13 protein-coding genes are annotated in these 15,981 nt (G+C 44.1%); 4 read left to right on the top strand and 9 right to left on the bottom strand.

The window, feature by feature from the left end; all coding sequences use genetic code 11:
- On the top strand, positions 1-288 hold a 288-nt coding region (locus tag B2575_RS04110; protein WP_414707415.1), incomplete at its 5' end, for an REP-associated tyrosine transposase.
- A gap of 36 nt (positions 289-324) precedes the next feature.
- On the opposite strand, the gene B2575_RS04115 is transcribed toward B2575_RS04110, so the two are convergent.
- The 4 genes from B2575_RS04115 to B2575_RS04130 form a co-directional block, all read right to left on the bottom strand.
- Entirely contained in the window at positions 325-1,383 is a 1,059-nt protein-coding gene (locus tag B2575_RS04115) for an HNH endonuclease (RefSeq protein WP_238048848.1), read from the bottom strand.
- Positions 1,384-1,386: 3 nt separating this feature from the next.
- On the bottom strand, positions 1,387-3,474 hold the full coding sequence (gene ligA / locus B2575_RS04120) for an NAD-dependent DNA ligase LigA (RefSeq protein WP_238048847.1): 2,088 nt from the start codon (positions 3,472-3,474) through the stop codon (positions 1,387-1,389).
- A 292-nt stretch (positions 3,475-3,766) separates the two neighbouring features.
- On the bottom strand, positions 3,767-4,783 hold the full coding sequence (locus tag B2575_RS04125) for a cell division protein ZipA C-terminal FtsZ-binding domain-containing protein (RefSeq protein WP_250163672.1): 1,017 nt from the start codon (positions 4,781-4,783) through the stop codon (positions 3,767-3,769).
- A gap of 214 nt (positions 4,784-4,997) precedes the next feature.
- Positions 4,998-8,960: an AAA family ATPase gene (locus tag B2575_RS04130; RefSeq protein WP_250163671.1), complete on the bottom strand. Its 3,963-nt coding sequence runs from the start codon at positions 8,958-8,960 to the stop codon at positions 4,998-5,000.
- A gap of 139 nt (positions 8,961-9,099) precedes the next feature.
- On the opposite strand from B2575_RS04130, the gene B2575_RS04135 reads away from it, so the two are divergent.
- Complete coding sequence (locus B2575_RS04135) at positions 9,100-9,399, top strand: DUF4298 domain-containing protein (protein WP_250163670.1); 300 nt, start codon at positions 9,100-9,102, stop codon at positions 9,397-9,399.
- A gap of 127 nt (positions 9,400-9,526) precedes the next feature.
- On the opposite strand, the gene B2575_RS04140 is transcribed toward B2575_RS04135, so the two are convergent.
- Positions 9,527-10,048 carry a hypothetical protein gene (locus B2575_RS04140; protein ID WP_045443571.1) on the bottom strand — a complete coding sequence of 174 codons (522 nt, stop codon included), beginning with the start codon at positions 10,046-10,048 and terminating at the stop codon, positions 9,527-9,529.
- A 49-nt stretch (positions 10,049-10,097) separates the two neighbouring features.
- Positions 10,098-10,901 (bottom strand): sulfite exporter TauE/SafE family protein, encoded by an 804-nt coding sequence (locus B2575_RS04145; RefSeq protein WP_201502082.1) that lies wholly within the window; start codon positions 10,899-10,901, stop codon positions 10,098-10,100.
- Between the two features lie 184 nt (positions 10,902-11,085).
- Between B2575_RS04145 and B2575_RS04150 the strand changes: the two genes are divergently transcribed.
- Positions 11,086-12,045 carry a biotin--[acetyl-CoA-carboxylase] ligase gene (locus B2575_RS04150; RefSeq protein WP_238048843.1) on the top strand — a complete coding sequence of 320 codons (960 nt, stop codon included), beginning with the start codon at positions 11,086-11,088 and terminating at the stop codon, positions 12,043-12,045.
- 37 nt (positions 12,046-12,082) lie between these two features.
- Positions 12,083-12,811 carry a pantothenate kinase gene (locus B2575_RS04155; RefSeq protein ID WP_055123442.1) on the top strand — a complete coding sequence of 243 codons (729 nt, stop codon included), beginning with the start codon at positions 12,083-12,085 and terminating at the stop codon, positions 12,809-12,811.
- Between the two features lie 79 nt (positions 12,812-12,890).
- On the opposite strand, the gene B2575_RS04160 is transcribed toward B2575_RS04155, so the two are convergent.
- The 3 genes from B2575_RS04160 to B2575_RS04170 all read right to left on the bottom strand — a co-directional run bounded on the left by B2575_RS04160 (position 12,891) and on the right by B2575_RS04170 (position 15,863).
- Positions 12,891-13,358 (bottom strand): energy transducer TonB, encoded by a 468-nt coding sequence (locus tag B2575_RS04160; protein WP_238048842.1) that lies wholly within the window; start codon positions 13,356-13,358, stop codon positions 12,891-12,893.
- A 184-nt stretch (positions 13,359-13,542) separates the two neighbouring features.
- The gene (locus B2575_RS04165; RefSeq protein ID WP_238048841.1) at positions 13,543-14,730 is read right to left on the bottom strand and encodes an isovaleryl-CoA dehydrogenase; all 1,188 of its coding nucleotides are present in this window, start codon (positions 14,728-14,730) and stop codon (positions 13,543-13,545) included.
- Positions 14,731-14,927: 197 nt separating this feature from the next.
- The gene (locus B2575_RS04170) at positions 14,928-15,863 is read right to left on the bottom strand and encodes a hydroxymethylglutaryl-CoA lyase (protein WP_238048840.1); all 936 of its coding nucleotides are present in this window, start codon (positions 15,861-15,863) and stop codon (positions 14,928-14,930) included.
- Positions 15,864-15,981: the final 118 nt, after the last annotated feature.

Here is a 15,981-nt window from a genome sequence, read left to right on the forward strand (position 1 = left end):
TACGGGATTGACGGCAGGGGTCATGTGTTAAGCCGTTCAAAAATTAAAAGAAGCGAAAGAGGTATTTGGCAACGTCGATTTTATGAACATGAAATAAAAGACGAAGCAGACTTCATAAGGCATATGGATTATTTGCACTATAATCCTGTTAAGCATGGGTTAGTTAAAAATGTAGTAGACTGGCCATATTCGAGCTTTCATCGTTATGTGAAGCAAGGTGTTTATGCGGAAGACTGGGGTAATGAGTCAATTGGTTTTTCAGAGAGTTTTTCAGATAAATTAGAGTAGTTTTTTTCTAGGTGCGCTGGGCGCACCCTACGCTAACTAATCAAAAACAGTAATTGAATGATATCCAAAATTTAACGGATACTCTGATACAACCTTCTCTCTTCCATTCAAGTCTTCTATCTCCCTCCAAAAGCTCCCATAAGGTTTAGGAGTTAACTTCAAAGATATCTCCTTTTTATTTATCGCTTTTTTAATATCCTTATCACAATACATAGGTATTTCAAAAATAGTATTTCCAAAACAGATGGTTCCTACATATTCAAAAAAATCTTCTTCTAACACTTCATTTTCAGATGTATCTTTACTTCTATGTAAAATACTTACATAAGGAGAGCTTAAGTTATTGTAAGGCATAAATGTAGAAACTACTTTTATAGGTATTTGATCTGAAATCTTATCCAACTTATCATCTATTAAAAAATTTCTAACAACCTCAAAGTACATTCTATGCTCTCTAGGTAGTAAGCCATATAAAACCTTCATAAGCCCTTTATAAACATTTATAGGAGTATGTTTTGCTATTTCACAAACGTAAGTAAACTCTTTATTCTTAAAGTTTAAATCTAAATTATCATTAATTGGTATAATATAACTACCTTTTTCTTCTGAAAACTCAAACCCCTTTTTTCCATTCTTGGAGTAAGAACTAATATACTTTCTCGTTTTGCCTTTTATTTTACTAAATACTCTGCGAGGTCTTAAATATTCACTAAGCTCTCTCTCTATAGTGTTGCCAAATTCTGAGTTGCACTGATCACACTCATCGTAATGTAATAAATACTTATTCCCTAAAAACTCTGGGATTACATGTGGTTTATTTTTAAAACTGACATCAGGTTCACTTTTTAAGCAAAATGCACATTTTTTAACACTTCCTTCAAAAGGATAAATATAAGTATCTCTATCTAGGCTAAGATAATCCCTATTGTCAAATATGGAAACATACTCTTCCATATTTTCTGCAATTTTTTTAGAAAGTCTTTTATGGCTCAGTCTATCACTAACTTTGTGCTTACTCTCACTATAAGTTATTGGATAAGAAACCTCGGCATAATTAGCATATAGTTTCTTATATTTACTTATATCAGCATCCATACCCTACTCCCCAACCATCGCCAAAAACTCTTCCTCACCCACTATCTTAACGCCCAATTTTTCCGCTTTGGTGAGCTTCGAGCCAGCTTTATCCCCTGCCAGTAGCGCAGTGGTTTTTGCAGAGATACTGCCTGAGACTTTTGCCCCTAGTGCTTGCAGCTTGGCTTTGGCTTCATCACGCGCCATGCTATCGAGCGCGCCAGTGATGACCCACGTTTGCCCATCGAGCGGCAATCCTTCTGATGCTACTTGCTCGACTTTATCCCAATGCACACCTGCTTCACGTAATGCAGTAATGACTTCGATATTGTGCGGTGCGCGGAAAAATTTATAAGCAAGCTCGGCAGTAATAGCGCCAACATCAGGCGTTTGTAGGAGCTTATCGATATCAGCAGCCATTAGGCTATCAAGGTCGCCAAATTGCTGTGCCAAATTCTGCGCCGTGGTCTCACCAACGCCGCGAATACCCAGCGCATAAATAAAGCGCGCGAGTGTTGTATGCTTACTGGCTTCGATAGCGCTGAGGATGTTCTGTACTGATTTTTCGCCCAGTTTCTCAAGCGTAATCAGCTCGTCTTGATGATTGTGCAATTGATAGATATCAGCGACTGTCTTCACCAAGCCATGCTCAAAAAAGTTAATCAGCCAACTTGCGCCTAAGCCATCGATATCCATTGCCCGACGCGAGACAAAGTGGATGAGCGCCTCGACCTGCTGCGCGGGACAAAATAGCCCACCAGTGCAACGCGCTAACGCTTCATCTTTGGGCAATACCACAGGCGAGTCACACACTGGGCAGGTCGATGGCAGCTGTACCGGTTCAGAATTTTCTGGACGCTGATCTGTCCAAACACGAGTCACTTTAGGAATCACATCACCTGCACGATGGACGCTGACCATATCACCTGCGCGCACATCTAGACGCTGAATCTCGCCAAAGTTATGCAAGGTGACATTGCTGACCGTGACGCCGCCGACTTTCACGGGTTCTAATTTACCAACGGGCGTAATGGCGCCAGTGCGTCCGACTTGCCACTCGATAGCATGCAAGCGGGTCATGACAGTTTCGGCAGGGAATTTATAAGCGGTTGCCCAGCGCGGCTCACGCGATAAAAACCCAAGCTGCTGCTGCAATGCCAAGCTATTGACCTTGATGACCATGCCATCAATCTCAAACGGTAGCTCGCCGCGTGTTTCCTTTACCGATTCATAATAGGCTTGAGCCTCGCGTGGATTTTGTACCACCTCGACTGCACTGATGGTAAAGCCAATGGTCTTTAGCCATGCAAGCGCTGCTGATTGGGTTTTGATATGCTCAGGTAAACCTTGATTGACTGAATAACAGTAAAATGCGAGCGGACGGCTAGCAGCAATGGCGGGATCTAGCTGACGCAAACTTCCAGCAGCGGCATTGCGTGGATTGGCAAAAGTTTTGTCGCCCTTTTCTTCAGCAAGGCGATTCAAACGCTCAAAACCCGCTTTCGGCATCAGCACCTCACCGCGCACTTCCAATAATGGAATCTCGCTTGCAGCCGCGAGCCAAAGTGGCAAATTGCGAATGGTTTTGGCATTTTGAGTGATGTCCTCGCCCGTTTGCCCATCACCGCGTGTCACCGCTTGGACAAACTTGCCATGAGCGTATTTGAGTGACACCGCCAAGCCATCGAGCTTTAGCTCCATCTCGTATTCAGGGTTTTGCTGTGCATCGTTGAGGCGATCATTCACGCGGCGCATAAAGCCATGTAATTCATCATAATCAAAGACATTGCCAAGCGAGAGCATGGGAATATCATGAGTGACTTGGGTAAAAGCCGATAGCGGCATGTCGCCAACTTGGTTAATCGGGCTATCTGGCTGCACCAAATCCGGATATTGTTCTTCAAGCGCCAATAAAGAGCGACGCAACTGATCGTATTCGCTGTCTTCTAAAATAGGATTATCAAGCACATAGTAGGCATAATTGTGCTGCTTAAGCGCATCGATAAACGTGCGCATCTGGGTGACGATAGCATCATCATTTTTTATAGGGTTAGTAGTATTGATGTCTTTATTAATGTCTTTAGAGGTAAGTGGTGAGATAGGGTCAGTCATAGTCGGCGTCTTTTATTTGCAATTCAAGATGCCGATATGATAACAAGTTTGTAGGATGCTCGGATATAGTCGTTCCTATATAAATTAGATACTGTGTCAGGCTCGCTCAGTCTACTATGTGTAGTACTTTCACTCACCTTCCTTGTATCTAAATTATCTTGAACCGACTCTAGCATTTTGCAGAAACTAAAGCCCATTAAAAAAGGCAAATAACGTCAATCGCTATTTGCCTTTTTTAATACTGCTAATATGAATCAGCTTTTATTGATCAACCTGTATTCATACATTAAAACTAACCTTCATAATCGCGGACTTGATTACGCAATTGCTGCTTGTATTCAGGGGTGATTGGTTCGTTCTCTTCATCGAGCATAATGGCGTCCAAATCACTTGCCATCATATAAGCGATGCTCATCATACTATCGAAGCTACGCAGCGCTTGTGGATGCGGCAAAGATAAGAATACTACCACGCCATTATAAGTATTGGTCGCCACGCTATGCGGATCAAAAGGCGCGATACCACTATCGGTGATGCCCATCATGCTAAACCAGAGCATACCGGTGCCGTCTTTTTGCTCATAGCGATGGAACATATTCATCGCGCCATAGCGCAGACCATACTTATCAATTAATGCCAATAAGTCACGACCACGGATAATTGCGGCTGGACGGTCGCGATATTGATGCGGCAAGATAGTGATATTAATGTTGTCTTTGGCATTGATGAGTGGACCGTTTTGCGCTTCATCCACTGGCTCTGAGAGATGCTGATCGAGTATCGGACTGTTATTATCGAAGCTTGGCTCGTCTGCGGTATCAATAGAGGGCATCAAGCTGTCAGTTGCCGACATCAAGCTAGAAAATGCATCAGGCTCTTGCTCGATATGCATCTGCTCAGCGGCTTCTGCAAACTCGCTATTGTCAGCACGCTGCTGCTCTGCTTGCCAGCGCACATAGTCAGCATCATCTATTGTGCCAGTATCGCTGTCATTAACATCCGCATGCCCAGCTGTCAGCTGCGTATCAACATGGGTATGAGGTTGGGTCAAAGGTTCGTCTTCGACCACCGCATTTAGATAACTGCGATCAGGGCCGATACTTGTTTCGCCAGCGACTGTATCATCCAAGTCTGGCTGATCGACGATATTGCGTTCATGACGCGGTATGATAGGAATACCGTTTTTATCATAATTGACCGCTACCGCTTCAGCATTATTGCGGCGCTTAAAGCTACGAATGACCATAAATAGCCCTGCAAGCATGATAAATGCGGCAATGGCAATCAATATAAACTGAATAGCGGTCATAAGAGATACATCCTAATATATGACAAAAGGGAATACATAAGAGGGAATAAATGGCAATAGTCTAGCATGGCTAATGAATATCGTCACCATATAGTCATCGTTTACCGTGAGGCTGACACACTTGCGTGACGTTGTAATATTGTCACATCATTTCTAACTATACCACCGACAACTGCTGCCAGTTATCAATTATTTTTGCTATTCAACGCTGCTCTTAATCAGAAAGGTAACGCGCTGCCTCATCGAGTGACACACTGACCAAGGTAGAAATCCCTGCGCTTGGCATGGTCACGCCTTTTAACTCATCGGCAATCTGCATCGTTAATTTATTATGGCTGATAAAGATAAACTGCAAATCGTCTGCTAATTCATGAATAAGACTGGTAAAGCGAGCGACGTTGGCGTCATCAAGTGGTGCATCGACTTCATCCAACACACAAAATGGCGCGGGATGCTGCTTAAATATCGCAAAAATCAAGCTCAATGCAGTAAGCGTCTTTTCGCCGCCTGAAAGCACAGCGAGACGGCTGTTACGTTTGCCTTTTGGCTGTGCCATCAAGGTTAGCCCTGCCCGCCACTGTTCTGATTTTGGTGCATTAATGGGCATATCATCCGTATTGAGCGTTAAACTGGCTTGCCCGCCACCAAACACTTTGGCAAATAAATTGGCAAGCTCAATATTGACGGCATCGAGCGTCTGCATAAATAGCGTCTTGGTCGTTTCATCAATCGAAGCAATCGCCTCCGTTAACGTCTGCATACTCGCAGCAATATCGGTTGTCTGCTGCGCGAGTGGCTCTAAGCGTTCATTAACCTCTGCCAACTCTGCCACGGCAGCGAGATTGACCGCGCCAATTTTGCCTAGCTGCTGCTCAAGCTGCACGCGCTCAGCCTCAAGCTCAGCGATTTTATCTGGGCGCACACGGCGATCATGCGCAATAAAATCTGCCAATAAGTTTGAAACGCTCATCACTTGTTGCTGATGCTGTGGGTGCTGCGCTATATCCAAATGCGCTTTATATTTATGACTCACCTTATAATAAGCATCTAGCGCTTCTTGCGTATGGCTACTAGCATCCTGTAATTTTGCAGCGCTTAGTGCCAGCTCGGTCGAGTGATTGGCAAGCGCATTTTGCTGAGTTTGCAGTGTGTTTTGTAAGCTATCTAGCTCAACCTGCTGCTGATTGTATTCTTGCTTGAGCACCGTTAATGCAGTTTCTCGCCCTGTTAATACAGCCTGCTGCTCATCGCGCGCGGTCTGTACTGTTTGTAATGCTGCTTGCAGTGCTGGCAGCATATTTTGCTGCTGCTCATGACGCGTCTTTAGATTTTGCTCGCTTTGTAGCGACTTATCAAATTGCGCATTTGCCCGAGCAAGACTGCTGACACTGTGTTCTAAACGCATCTCACTTTGTTGAATACGAAGCTGCAAAGCTTGCCAAGCGTCATCATCTGCTTGACGGGTACGACTTAGCTCACTGCGCTCCGCTTGTAATTGCTGAGTTGCCGCGCGAGCATCGGCGATTTGTGGCGTTAGCGCTGCGATTTTGCTTTGGAGATCCTGCTGCTCATGATTGAGCGATTGTTGTTCTTGCACCAACTCCTGTTGCTCTTGCTCAAGGGTAACTTTGTCAGCATTAAGGCGTTGGCTGTCCGCTTGCAAACGTTCAGCGTTGGCACGCTGAGTAGTGAGCTTTTGCTGATACTGATGCTTATCGCGGGTTAATTGCTCAGCTTGCGCGCGTGTTTCTTCTAAGCTGACCGTCATTGCATCATAGTTACGCTGGTCTTTTGTAATCGCTTTTTTCTGCGCTTCTATTTTGTTCTCAAACTCATCGAGCAAGTCTTCTAACGCTTGTAAACGGCTGCGCTGCTGTAAACGCTGGGTTAAAAATTGACTGTTGCTGTTATTGCTACCATTTTGTCCATCTTGCGCACCAACAAATTTACTTAGATTCATCGTACCCTGACGACTGATAAGCCAGCCGTCAGTCGTTAGTAAAATAGCTGACGATGGCAATACTTTTAAAATCTCAGCAAGCGCTTCTAACGTTTGCTTATTATCTGTCTCAGGCTGTGCAATATATAAATAACAGTGCTGCCAAAGCGCTAAGTTCGGTGCGCTAATCAGCTGTGATAAAGGCAATACTTTATCAATCAAACTCTCAGGCAATTCGCTAACCAGTGGCTTTGCGTTTACACCGTTTTGTTTAGCAGATAGCCACAAGCTATGGCCCGTTTCTATTTTGATTGATGACTTGTCCACTGTATTGGTTTGCGCATTTTGATAAACAAATAAATCTTTTAACTCATGCTCAAGTACTTGCCATAAGCTATGCGTTTGCTCGGAGTCAGCGCTCACATTATTAACATTTGGTTGATAGGTTTGGTTAGAAACTAGCACATGGCTGTCTAACCACAATGCCAACACACTATCGAGTAGCTTGGCATGCTGCTGACCTTTCGCGCTTAACTCAATCTGATCACGCAAGGTGGTAATGGTCAATTGGCTATAGTCGCTGACTATTTTGCTTTCTAAATCACTTTTAACATCAGCAGTTTTTGCATCAGCAGACTGTTGCGATTTTGATGCCGGCTTAGGATGCAATATTTGATGCAGGGTATCGTACTCACCTGCCAATACGGCGTGGCGCTTCTCATTCTCGCTCAACTCGCGCTGCTGCGTGTGCAATTGCTGTTGTAAATCCTGCGCTTGCGGTTGTAGCTCAGACAAGCGCTCATCCACACTGTCTTGTTGGCGTTCAATCTGCTGCAATTTTTTGTTTAGCTCAGCAACTTGCGCCGATAACGTCTGCTGTAAATTATTTGCATTAGAATTATCTTGCAAACCAGCACTTTCAACTGGTGATAGCGACTGTTGGAGTTGCTGCCATAAATGCTGCCAGTTTGTATGACGACGCTGCCACTTATCATGATTTTGCTGATAACGTTTTTGTGCTTGGTTATTAATGGCTTGCTGTTGTTCAAGCATGCGTGCATTATCTTGCAAGCGTGATAGCTGATTTTGCGCGTCATGGTAGGCGCGCTGTAATGGCTGCTCGTTGCGTTTATGCGCTTCACGTTTATTCGTTAATTCATTGAGCTTAGGACGCAATCCTTCTAGCACAGTGTGCTGCTCGGCTTGCTCAGCCTTTAAGCGATTTATCTCATCGACTGCTTGCTGACGCTGTTGATCCAAGCTGGCTAGTTGCTGTGCGATAACGTTTAATTGTGATTTAGCATCACCTAATTGATGCTCTGCTTGTTGATAGCTTAGCTGCTGTTGATAATGGTTGCTTTGAGCGTCATCTTTTAACCACTGTTCTTGATTGATATGAGCAGCAAGTTTATCTTGCTTGGCTTTTAGGGTGTCATAGTTGGCTTGTAAAGTTGATACTTCAGTGGCGCTGCGCTCATGGGCTATTTTTTGCTGCTGCTGAGTATGCTTGGCTTGATAGAGCTGCTGAATGGCAAGTTGCTGTTTGATATCAGCAAGCGACAACGCTAACGCTTCGTAACGCTCAGCACTAGCGGCTTGTTTAGACAGACGCTTTTGTTGGCTGACCAGCTCGCTTTGCATATCATGCAGGCGTGCCAAATTATCTTTCGTTTTCTCGAGCTTCTTTTGGGTTTCTTCACGGCGAGCTTGATAGCGTGAGACTCCTGCTGCCTCTTCGATGAACTCACGCAGCTGCATGGGGCTAGACTCAACAATACGCCCAATCATACCTTGTTCAATCACCGCATAACTACGTGCGCCAAGTCCCGTACCCAAGAATACATCGACGACATCACGGCGACGACAGCGCGTACCATTGATAAAATAATCCGAGCGCCCCTCTTTATTTACCTGACGACGAACGGACAGTTCTTGATACAGATTAAATTCATGGCGAATACCGTTTTGCTCATCTTGCGTATGCTCGAAGGTGAGCTCAACGCTAGCGACACTTTTGGCGGATTTATCTTGCGTACCGGCAAAGATAACATCACTCATCGCGCCGCCACGTAACTGCTTGGCAGAGGTTTCACCCAGCACCCAACGAATGGCATCAATGACGTTAGATTTGCCACAGCCGTTCGGCCCGACAATGGCGGTGATACCATGACGAAAAGTAAAAGTCGTTGGATTGGCAAAGGATTTAAAGCCTGCCAGCTTGAGAGATTTTAGGCGCATGAAGGATCAGTAAATATGGCGAAAACAGGCGGCTATTCTACCTCAAATTGTGCTAATTTTTTAGGGTTTGTCAGGAATGCTATAATATGGCTTAAAATAATAATCATTCATATAACTATCAAAAAATAAGAGTATAAAAATGCCTAACTATAATCCGCAAGAACTACAGCAAAAATATGAAGAATGGTGCAAACTGCATCGCCAGCAACTCGAAGCGCAGCAGCAGTTCTTAAAAGCTGAAGCATTGCAAAATGAGTTGAAAAATTACTACCTAGACCCGCAATGGATGGCAGATCGTGAAGCGGATCTGCCAATTGAGCATTCAGGTGATGAATACTCTATCTTTAGTGAAGATGCGCTGTGGAGTATGCTCAGCGACCATGATGAGCTAGCAAGAAAATGGATGCGTTTGGGGCTGGATTCGATTGATAGGAAATAGCATTCTATTAACAGTGAAAGTATTTGGCTTGTCAGTTCCGAATAATTTAAATACATAAATGATTGGTAAATAAAAGCAGGTAACTGTTTTATCTGAAATCTTGGTCAGTTTTAGAGTTTATATATTATTAAGTATAGTCTGATATATGTTCTTTAATCTTATCGTAAAGTTGATCAAAACTTTTATCAAACCTTATCTTCATTGATTCTCGATTGTTTATACTACTAGAGTTATTGTTAGGGCTATGAGACAAGAGAAACTGACGTGAAATCGCCAAAAAATATTCACAATCAGTACTCAATTCCGGAAAATACAGAATAGTAAGAATTTCAATTTTTGCACCTTTTTCATCGAACTCAGCAGTATCTATAAGAGCTCCACTTTCTAGTTGAGATAGTTGTAAACTAATATTCTTCAGAATATTGGTAAAATCAATAAGTCGGAAGGTCAGCTCTTCGTACTTTTGTCTTCGAAAAACTTGACGGTCATGTTTATGTTCGGAGTCTTGTTTTACAAGATCATGATCGTGGTCAGAGTTCTGTTTTTTAGTATCCTGCTTATACCTTTGAACATTCAAAAAATAATTTGCTACGAATGAAACTCCTCCTCCAGTTATCACACCGATAACACCAGCTATTAATGCGTCCACTCATATTCCCTAAAGTAATATCATCCGAAGTAGTCGAACGATTAGTATTCTAAATCACCCCAATCCCACTTAACAACAGCTGCCCGCCTGCAAACAATAACAACACCCCAAAGGCACGCTTAAGCGTTAGCGCAGGCAATTGGTGGGCAAGCTTGGCACCGACTTTTGCCATCGCAAAGCTAGCGACAGAAATACATAAAAATCCCGTGATATGGACAAAACCTATCGTACCCTCAGGCAGATTGACCACATCTTGCCCGAACCATGCAAACCCTGCCGCACCAGCCAATGCAATCGGCAATCCACAAGCGGCAGACGTGCCAACCGACTGCTTCATCGGTAACCCCGCCCAATTTAAAAAGGGTACGGTCAAGCTGCCACCGCCAATCCCAAAAATAGACGACGCCATGCCAATCCCTGTACCCGCGCCAAACTGTACGCCAGCTGACGGTAGCGGTTTGCCCAGCTGCTCTTTATTGGACAAAAACAGCATTTTTAAAGCGACCAATAACGCGCCGACACCGATGATGGCTTGCAATACTTTACCGTCAATCATATCGGCAATACCAGCACCGACCAAACTACCGATGACCAAGCCGAGTGCCATTTTGCGCCAGACCTCCCAACGTACGCCGCCACGCTTATTGTGCGCAGTCATTGAGCTAATCGAAGTCACAACGATGGTCGCCAGTGATGTACCAATCGCCAAATGGGTCACCACTTCTGGCGAAAAATCATAAGCGGTAAAAATCCATACCAATGCTGGTACGATAATCATGCCGCCGCCAACGCCAAATAGACCGGCACTGACACCCGCAAACGCGCCTGCAATCACAAACCACACATATAACATCATCGAATTAGCCTTTTATCACACTTATTTTTATAAAAATTCTTTAGTTTTATAATCACTTGCCTATCGCATTTGCTAAATCATAATCCGACCTTTATGCTGTTTATTTGGTATTGTCTAATCGTGACAACCGCCCAGTATAACAAAGATTATCCACGCTATATTAACCACATCGACGAAACTTATGCCGCCATTTTCCAATTTTTCTGACGACTCATTAGAGCTTCATCATTTACCACAGCTGAACCATCGCCACCTTGTCAGCAGTGCCTCTACCAATAGCGAGCTGATAACAGATGTACAACATGGCACGTTAAATGCTGCGCAGATGCATCTACTGACCGCTGAAACCCAAAGCGCAGGTCGTGGGCAGCACGGGCGCTCGTGGCAATCACCGCGCGGCAATGTCTATCTGTCGTTATATCATCCTGTTCATCTGCCGATTAGCGGTTTACTGTCACTAATCATCGGCGTTGAACTGGCAAAAATGCCCGTTATTCAAATATTAAATGAGCAATTGCGCGCGCAAGGGTTGACGCCCATCGGCGTGAAGTGGGCGAATGATTTGGGCTTTTATCAACCGCCATCTGACTCAGTGTCAAATGAGCCTAAACTGGCAGCACAGACCCTACCTTTTAATAAACTTGCGGGTATTTTGATAGAACCTGTTACCCAAACGGGCAAATTGGTCGGCGTGGTGATGGGCGTAGGACTTAATGTACAGGCAACGCCCAATCTCACTGCAAAAACCTGCGAAGGCATGAGTTATCAAGCGATTAGCCTACAGGATATTTATGAGAAGCTAAAACCAGAGACAGATATTGTGAGTCTGCCAAGCCTAAAAATACTTTACCAACAAATGAGTAAAGCCCTGCTAGCCGCGATGACACGCTTTGAGCACTTAGGATTAGAGAAGCCCACTGGTCAAAGCTATAATTTGGACAGCTTTTTAAAACAGTTTGAGTCGATGGATGCACTGGCAGGATTACGCTTGCACGTTACTCAAGAGCATAACGGTAAAACAGATAGTATCACAGGTTATGCTTGTGGTCTTGATACACATGGATGTTTGCAATTGCGTCAAGATAGCGGTAAGATTTCTGCGCTTTTTACCGGACGCATCGACGTTATTGATAAGGCTTAAATCAAAGACCCAATGGGCACGATATAAAGGGATTTTTATGCTCTGGTTAGATCTTGGCAACACCCGTCTAAAATACTGGCTCACCGATGATATCGGACAAATAGTCGCGCATGATGCCAAGCAACATTTGCAAGCGCCTGCCGAACTACTGATGGGTTTGACCGATCGCTTCGAGCGTTATGCGCCTGATTTCATTGGTATCTCATCGGTGCTGGGCGACGATTTAAATGTTAAAGTGTCAGAGACGTTAGGTCGTCTGAATATTCCGTTTGAGTTTGTCCATGTCGATGCAGCGCATGCTTTGATGAAGAGTGCTTATAATGACGAACAGCTCGGCTGTGATCGTTGGCTACAGATGCTGGGCGCCGTAGATAAGAAAAAACGTCAATGCGTGATTGGCTGTGGCACAGCAGTGACCATTGACTTGATTGATCATGCTGAGCATTTGGGCGGTTATATTTTCCCCAGTATTTATCTGCAACGTGAATCACTATTTTCAGGCACTAAGCAAATCACCATATCCAATGGCACCTTTGATAGTGTGGGTCAAGGCATGACCACACAAGATGCGGTACATCGCGGCATACTATTATCAATCGTCGGTGCCATCAATGAGATTAGCCATCGCCATCCCAACTTTGAAGTTATCATGACGGGTGGTGATGCATCTATTATCTCGCAGCACGTCAACCGTCCAGTACGCTTGCGTGATGATTTATTGTTGAACGGTCTGGCACGATATTTTGATCATACCAAACAGTCGTAATACTCAATAGATACTTTTACATTGAAAATAAAAAAAGCAGTACGTGTAAGGCGTACTGCTTTTTAGTATTGTTTAAGCTTTAGTAATACTCAAATATTATTGGAACGGTTACTTTGCCTACTACTGTCTTACTATCTTTTCTAAATGGTTTCAAAAGACTGCGGCGTAACTCTCTCATAAACTCACTATCAATTTTATCGGAGCCACTACTCTTCAATACGGTAATATTTGCAACTTTACCTTCCTGATTTACAATTAATAAAAATTTCATTTCCGCACGTTTGAGTTTGCAAGGTTCTTCCGGATCACAATTACCCTCTAAGTTGCGAATGTGACGACTATCGAACCTTGGTTGATGTACCCACTTCGCATCAGAAGTTGAAAACTGAATGACGGGTTGCGATGGTGACATGTCTGCTAACTCAGCATTTGCTGAGTGTACCGCAAATACACTCAGTAGAAATAGCGCTTTTGTCAGCACAGAAATAATAGTTAATCGCAGATTTATCTTGAAGCGTGTTTTAGGTGTGGTAATAGTCAGCAGCATAGACGATATCTTATAAATATGGCGAATAAAAAAGGCTAAGAAGCAACTCTATTAATCGATTATTGTCAATCAAAAAATAAAATATACCTTAGCACAATTGTTCGTTATTAACCAGCCATTGTCCTAAGCTAGTCTGGTTATGCCAAATTTAGAAAGTCGCTGATGATAGTATTATATTTTTATACTATTTAGTCTCATTAAATAGCTCACGACCAACTAGCATACGGCGGATTTCACTGGTACCCGCGCCAATCTCATACAACTTGGCATCGCGCCAGTAGCGACCAAGTGGATACTCATTGGTGTAGCCATTACCACCAAAGATTTGAATGCCCTCGCCTGCCATCCAGGTGGCTTTTTCGGCACACCATAAAATCACACTAGCGCAATCTTTACGTACTTCTCGGCTATGACCGGCACCGCGCGCGTCCAACATATCGAGATTTTTGCCGACAGTGTACAAGAAGCTGCGACCTGCTTGCAATATCGTATACATGTCTGCGACTTTGCCTTGAATAAGCTGGAACTCACCGATGGCTTGACCAAACTGCTTACGATCATGGATATAAGGCACGACATTATCCATCACCGCTTGCATGATGCCGATAGGACCTGCAGCTAATACTGCACGCTCGTAATCTAGCCCGCTCATCAATACCTTAACGCCTTCATTGAGGCCGCCTAAGATGTTCTCTTTAGGTACTTCAACATTATTAAAGGTCATCTCGCCCGTATGACTACCACGCATGCCGAGCTTATCCAGCTTTTGTGCCGTGCCAAAACCTTCCATACCTTTTTCAACGATAAAGGCCGTCATGCCTTTCGCGCCTAGCTCTGGATTGGTCTTAGCATAAACCACCATCACGTCAGCATCGGGACCATTGGTAATCCACATTTTGCTACCATTCAACACATAGCTACCGTCTTTTTCTTCAGCTCTGAGCTTCATGCTGACGACGTCTGAGCCAGCGCCTGTCTCACTCATAGCCAATGCACCGATGAACTCACCGCTGACTAATTTTGGCAAATACTTTTGTTTTTGTGCTTCACTGCCGTTACGTTTTATTTGGTTGATACATAGGTTTGAGTGCGCACCATAGCTCAGCGCTACCGATGCCGAAGCGCGGCTAATCTCTTCCATCGCGACCATATGTGCGACGTAGCCCATGTTAGAGCCGCCGTACTCTTCAGGAACGGTAATACCATGTAGACCAATGTCGCCCATTTTTTGCCACAAATCCATGGGGAACTCGTCGCTACTGTCAATCTCGGCAGCACGTGGGGCAATTTCATTAGTCGCAAACTGTTGTACCATGTCACGTAAGGCATCGATATCTTCGCCAAGCTGAAAATTCAATCCAGGTAAACTCATAGCCATTCCTTGTATTTTGATGTTTAATTTTTTACTAGCGCTGTGTCAATTTAAAAATAGATGATATAGCTTGAACAAATTTTCCTCGCTTGCTGTGCAACTTCGTCACTCCAGAAGCTTCAAAAAATTTGTCCCAGCCATAAACCTATCTATCTATTCATTTAGCTTATGACTAACTATATTCTTAATGAAATTAGTTAAGACTGACGTTTGTTAATTAAAGCACGTGCCACGTTTGAGCCATTTGGACGCTTTAAAAACGCACTGATACGCTCGCCTGCCACGACCAATTTATCCAAATCGATGCCTGTACTGATACCCATACCATGCAGCATATACACCACATCTTCGGTCGCCACGTTACCCGTTGCGCCTTTGGCATAAGGACAGCCGCCTAGTCCAGCCACCGAGGTATCAAACTCACTGACACCCATTTGTAGTGCAGCTAAGGTATTGCTCAATGCTTGACCATAAGTATCATGAAAATGACCCGATAGCATAGAGATATCAGCATATTCTAATGCAGCTTGTAATGCTCGTTGCACTTTGAGCGGTGTACCCACACCAATGGTGTCGGCAATGCCAATTTGCTCAGTACCAATCTCTACCAGACGCTTAGTCACATAAGCTACTTGGCTAGGGTCAATGTCGCCTTCATAAGGACAGCCAACCGTACAAGAGATAACGCCGCGTACTTTGATACCTTGCGCTTTTGCCGCAGCAGCAACTGATGCAAAACGCTCAATACTCTCATCAATACTACAGTTGATATTCTGTTGACTAAAGGTTTCGCTAGCTGAGCCAAAAATAACGATTTCATCAGGACGATGAATGATGGCATTTTCAAAGCCGCGCATATTGGGTACTAGAACTGAATAACAAATATCCGCATGCCGCGTCGGCGCTAGCGCATCGAGCAACGCGCTGTTATCACTCATTTGTGGCACCCACTTTGGCGAAACAAAGCTTGTCGTCTCAAGCTTTTTGACACCTGCCGCAATCAAATCATTGATAAGCGTTTGCTTAACCTCAGTCGGTACCGTCATTGACTCGTTTTGTAGTCCATCACGCGGGCTAACATCAACGATTCTGACATGCTTTGGATACGGATGGTTTGGATACGAGTGGCTCATGCTTGTCGTCCTTATTGTTACTTACCTATTATTAAGCTATGTCAGCTATTCGCTTTCCGTATTAATGCGTAATAACTCGTCACCATCAGCAACCAAATCACCTGCTGCAAATAGCAAT

The organism is Psychrobacter sp. UBA6739 (assembly GCF_002453835.1).
Lineage (GTDB): Bacteria > Pseudomonadota > Gammaproteobacteria > Pseudomonadales > Moraxellaceae > Psychrobacter > Psychrobacter immobilis_A.